7 protein-coding genes are annotated in these 4,331 nt (G+C 61.8%); 4 read left to right on the plus strand and 3 right to left on the minus strand.

The annotated features are described in order from the left end of the window. Positions 1 to 19: 19 nt before the first annotated feature. Both V2I08_RS20110 and mnmA read right to left on the minus strand, forming a co-directional pair. Positions 20 to 214, minus strand: a complete 195-nt coding sequence (locus tag V2I08_RS20110) for a hypothetical protein (protein WP_349636533.1) — start codon at positions 212 to 214, stop codon at positions 20 to 22. A 228-nt stretch (positions 215 to 442) separates the two neighbouring features. Beyond that, positions 443 to 1,549 (minus strand): tRNA 2-thiouridine(34) synthase MnmA, encoded by a 1,107-nt coding sequence (mnmA, locus tag V2I08_RS20115; RefSeq protein WP_349636534.1) that lies wholly within the window; start codon positions 1,547 to 1,549, stop codon positions 443 to 445. Between the two features lie 127 nt (positions 1,550 to 1,676). Here mnmA and V2I08_RS20120 point away from each other — a divergent pair, with 127 nt between their 5' ends. The 3 genes from V2I08_RS20120 to V2I08_RS20130 all read left to right on the plus strand — a co-directional run bounded on the left by V2I08_RS20120 (position 1,677) and on the right by V2I08_RS20130 (position 2,846). Then, entirely contained in the window at positions 1,677 to 1,976 is a 300-nt protein-coding gene (locus V2I08_RS20120) for a hypothetical protein (protein ID WP_349636535.1), read from the plus strand. 106 nt (positions 1,977 to 2,082) lie between these two features. Further along, complete coding sequence (locus V2I08_RS20125; RefSeq protein WP_310224251.1) at positions 2,083 to 2,382, plus strand: DUF1153 domain-containing protein; 300 nt, start codon at positions 2,083 to 2,085, stop codon at positions 2,380 to 2,382. A gap of 209 nt (positions 2,383 to 2,591) precedes the next feature. Beyond that, positions 2,592 to 2,846 (plus strand): GlsB/YeaQ/YmgE family stress response membrane protein, encoded by a 255-nt coding sequence (locus tag V2I08_RS20130; protein WP_349636538.1) that lies wholly within the window; start codon positions 2,592 to 2,594, stop codon positions 2,844 to 2,846. 95 nt (positions 2,847 to 2,941) lie between these two features. On the opposite strand, the gene V2I08_RS20135 is transcribed toward V2I08_RS20130, so the two are convergent. Further along, positions 2,942 to 3,190, minus strand: a complete 249-nt coding sequence (locus tag V2I08_RS20135; RefSeq protein ID WP_349636536.1) for a GlsB/YeaQ/YmgE family stress response membrane protein — start codon at positions 3,188 to 3,190, stop codon at positions 2,942 to 2,944. Positions 3,191 to 3,411: 221 nt separating this feature from the next. On the opposite strand from V2I08_RS20135, the gene V2I08_RS20140 reads away from it, so the two are divergent. Next, positions 3,412 to 4,331 (plus strand): efflux RND transporter periplasmic adaptor subunit (locus V2I08_RS20140; protein ID WP_349636537.1); only part of this gene is annotated, 920 nt, incomplete at its 3' end.

Here is a 4,331-nt window from a genome sequence, read left to right on the forward strand (position 1 = left end):
ATCGCTTCAATCCGCATGCTCACGCGCAGAACCGCAAGATATTGCTTCGCTTGAGAAACTTCTGAATCAGGCACTTATAGCGGTCCACGTTCGGCACCTTCACCCGGCAATACCAGTTGCTGTGCTGCACGTCCGACCGGCGAAAGATAATCAAACCGGGCTTCAACTCCTGTTTGTCCTTGATGAAGCCTCCCTTGCCTGTATCCATTGCCATGCGATGCCTCACTCTCTGTGCAGTTTCTGTGCAGAACGGCGGCGTAGGTGATTGATTTACCGTCGCTGTGCGGGTGTTGTGCAGAGAATGATACCAAAAAATGTTGTTTATTACGAGTAATTTAAGAGTTAATGGTCATCCCTGCGAAAGCCGGGATCCGCTTCTTTCTGTTGCGCCAAAAGAAAGCGGGATGCCGGGTCAAGCCCGGCATGACGGGGTGGGTGGATATTAAGCCACTTCCACCATCGCGCTTTGCGTCTCCGCAATCCAGCCGCCGCCCAGCACATGGTCGCCATCATAGAGCACCGCCGCCTGTCCCGGCGCGACGCCATATTCCGGGGCGTCGAACAGCAATTGTCCGTCCACCAGCCGCGCAGGCACGGGCTTGGCCATCGACCGCACCTTCGCCGTCAATGGCCCGGCAAAATCGCGGCCCAGCCAGTTGATGTCGGTGAGCGTCGCGCCCGATACCGCCAGCGCGGCCTTTGGTCCCACGATCACGCGCTTGGCCGCCGCATCCAGGCGGATGACGTAGAGCGGATCGGGCTGGCCACCAATCTCCAGCCCCTTGCGTTGGCCGACGGTGAAATGGATCATGCCCTTGTGCCGACCGAGCACCCGGCCATCGACATGGACGATGTCGCCACCCGCATCCGCGTCAGGGCGCAGCTTGCGCACGATCTTGGCATAATCACCATCGGGGACGAAGCAAATGTCCTGGCTGTCGGGCTTGAGCGCGACCGCCAGCCCCAGTTCCGCCGCGATTTCGCGCACCATCGGCTTGGGCAATCCCCCCAAAGGAAAGCGCAGATAATCAAGCTGCGCCTGCGTGGTGGCGAACAGGAAATAGCTCTGGTCGCGCGCCGGGTCGGCGGCACGGTGCAGTTCCGCGCCCTGCGGCCCTTCCATGCGGCGGACATAATGGCCGGTGGCGAGGCAATCAGCGCCCAGGTCGCGGGCGATCTGGAACAGGTCGGTGAATTTCACCCCCATATTGCATTTGACGCAGGGGATGGGCGTGCGCCCGGCCATATATTCGTCGGCAAAATCGGCGATCACCGACTCGCGGAAACGGCTTTCATAATCGAACACATAATGGGCGATGCCGATGCGGTCGGCGACGGCGCGCGCGTCGCGTATGTCTTGGCCCGCGCAACAACTGCCAGTGCGGCCCACCGCCGCGCCATGATCGTAAAGCTGGAGCGTCACGCCAATGACTTCCGCGCCGGTTTTTGCGGCCAGCGCGGCGACGACGCTACTGTCCACGCCGCCGGACATGGCAACGACAATGCGCCGCGCGTCGAGCGGCTGGGGTAGCTGAAATTCTGGCTGCATGGTTGCGCCTATACTCCCGGCGCGCCTGCGGTGCCAGTGGCGAGTGATGCGATAGCCTGCCGCGCTATGCGACGAAGCGATTGTCCGAGTTTACGGACCCTTATCCATTGCCACCTAGAAAGAGGGCATGGACCTTAGTTTCCTTCGGGCAAGCGGGCTTAAGCCCGTCCATGCCAGAGCCATCGACCGACCGCGCATGCCGGTCTGGCCGTTCCTGCGAGCCGCTTGCGCGGCTGCACAGGCGGCCAGTCCGACGGCGCAGGCGGTTGCGGGCGTCCTGCGGGGGCAGGGCGAACAGGAAGACTGGGTTCAGGAACTGGCGGCAGTGTTTGCGCCACGTTCCGGCGGCATGATCGAGGCCGTTCGTCTCGCGGGAAGTTTCAATCCGCTCGTCGCGAGCCGTCTAGCCGGGGGGCAAGGAAGATGAAGATGGCGTTTACCGTGGCGCTTTAGTCGATGTTCAGGGCTGAAGCGCAAACAGGGTTCCGTCGTTGGATTTTGCAACACCAAATGCCGCAAGTTGAGGGTTAAGAATGATCGAGAACCAGAAAATCAGGCCTGCCCAGGTCGTCGGGCCGCTCGGAGAACCCCTGACGCTGGATAGCCTGCCGCCTGCGGATACGACGCGCTGGGTGGTGCGGCGCAAGGCTGAGGTGGTCGCCGCCGTCAATGGCGGGCTGCTGAGCGTCGATGAGGCGTGCGCCCGCTATAATCTGACGCTGGAGGAATTTGCTAGCTGGCAGCGCGCGGTCGATCGGTCGGGCATGCACGGGCTGCGCGTCACGCGCATCCAATATTATAAGTCTCTCTATGAGCGGCAGCAGAAATATTGAATCCTCGCTTGTCGGCGGGACAGGATTGGCAAGGGCCGTCGAAGCATCGCTTCGGCGGCCTTTTTCGTGCAATGGCAGCGGCGCGCTCTAACGGCGCAAAGCCGGGATGGTTGCAGGGGCGGAATCATTTTTATGCGATGGAACGAGATGCGCTGTGCCCCGTTGAACAGCTACCCAACCCGCAGGGGGCGTGGTTCAAGGAGATTATCATGGGCATCATTCTGTGGCTTATCATCGGTGGCGTCGTTGGCTGGCTGGCTAGCATGGTCATGCGCACTGACGCGCAGCAGGGCATCCTGCTGAACATCGTCGTCGGCATCGTCGGTGCTTTCATCGGCGGGCTGATCTTCAGCGGTGGTTCGATCAACGAAGGCATTACGCTTTACAGCTTCCTGGTGTCGCTGGTCGGTGCGATCATTCTGCTGGCGATCATCAACTTGGTGCGTCGCGGCTCGGTGCGCTAACGCGCCCTTCCTGACCATCTGCCCAGAAGGGCCGCGCTTTGCGAAAAGCGCGGCCCTTTTTCGTTGACCAATATGTGTGTGAAGGCAAAGGGGCGCTATCGCCGGGCGGCGAAAAAGCGATAGACGATCAAAATGATGATCGCGCCCAGGACGGCAGCAATGAATCCGCCACCCTGTCCCGGCGCATACAGGCCCGCCAGCCTACCCAGAAATCCGGCCAGCAGCGATCCTGCAATGCCGAGCAGCATGGTGACGATACACCCACCGGGATCGCGCCCTGGCATGATCAATTTCGCAAGCGCCCCAGCCAGCAGGCCGATGACAACCCATCCCAGTAAATCCATGGCGCGCTCCTCTGCCAAACCCCGCACCTTCCGCCATAGCGACATAGTCAGGCGAGTTTGGCAATATGATATGACATCGTAACGAACTATATCATCCGATCCGCGTCCCCCGATGGCACATTGCTCTTACGGCCAGCCCCATGATATTGGGGGTTGAGGCAGGTGCTATATTCATATAACACAGTCGCTGCATGGCGAAGCGCCGGAAAGATGGAATCGGGATGAATTACGAAACCCAGGTCTTGAGCGACTCGTCGGTCGCCATTGGCGACGATGAATCGCGCAGCGGGCGCAAAAGGCTGTTGATCGTCGGCGGCATCGTCGCGCTGGTGCTGATCGCGGTCGCGGTCTGGATGTCCATGCGGGGTGGTGATGCCGCAGCGCCCGCGCCTGCCGCACAAGTGCCGGTGGTAACCGTAACCAGCCCCGGCCAATCGACCATTGCCCGGACCGTGACCGCCAACGGTTCGCTCGCCGCGCGGGTCGATATGCCTGTCGGCGTCATCGGCGAAGGCGGGATGGTCAGCCGTGTGCTGGTGCAGCCGGGCGACTGGGTGCGCGCGGGTCAACCGCTCGCGATCATTGAACGATCGGTTCAGGTTGAACAGGTCCGCTCGCTTGCTGCCCAGGTCGAAGTGGCGCGGGCCGATGCGAAGCTCGCGCAGGCGCAGCTTGATCGGGCCAAGGCCCTGGTGGGGCGCGGATTCATCAGCGCTGCTGACATTGACCAGCGCACCGCAACCCGCGACGCCGCCAATGCCCGCGTCGATGTCGCCATCGCGCAATTGGCCGAGCAGCGCGCCCGCACGGGGCGCCTGGATATTCGCGCGCCGGCCAATGGGCTGGTGCTGACCCGTGCGGTTGAACCGGGACAGATTGTCGGTTCAGGCAGCGGTGTGCTGTTCCGTATGGCCAAGGATGGCGAGATGGAGCTGCAGGCACAGATGGCCGAAGGCGACCTGGCGACGCTGCGTCCCGGCAACAGCGCGGTGGTGACGCCGATCGGCAGCAAGACGCAGTTTGCCGGACGGGTGTGGCAGGTGTCGCCGGTGGTCGATCCCACCATGCGCCATATGTGGACGGCCCCCTCCCTGCAAGATTTGGCAGATAATATTGATCGGATCGCTTGCGTTCATATGTC

Origin of the sequence: Sphingobium sp. MK2 (assembly GCF_040170545.1) — a bacterium.
Taxonomy (GTDB): domain Bacteria; phylum Pseudomonadota; class Alphaproteobacteria; order Sphingomonadales; family Sphingomonadaceae; genus Sphingobium.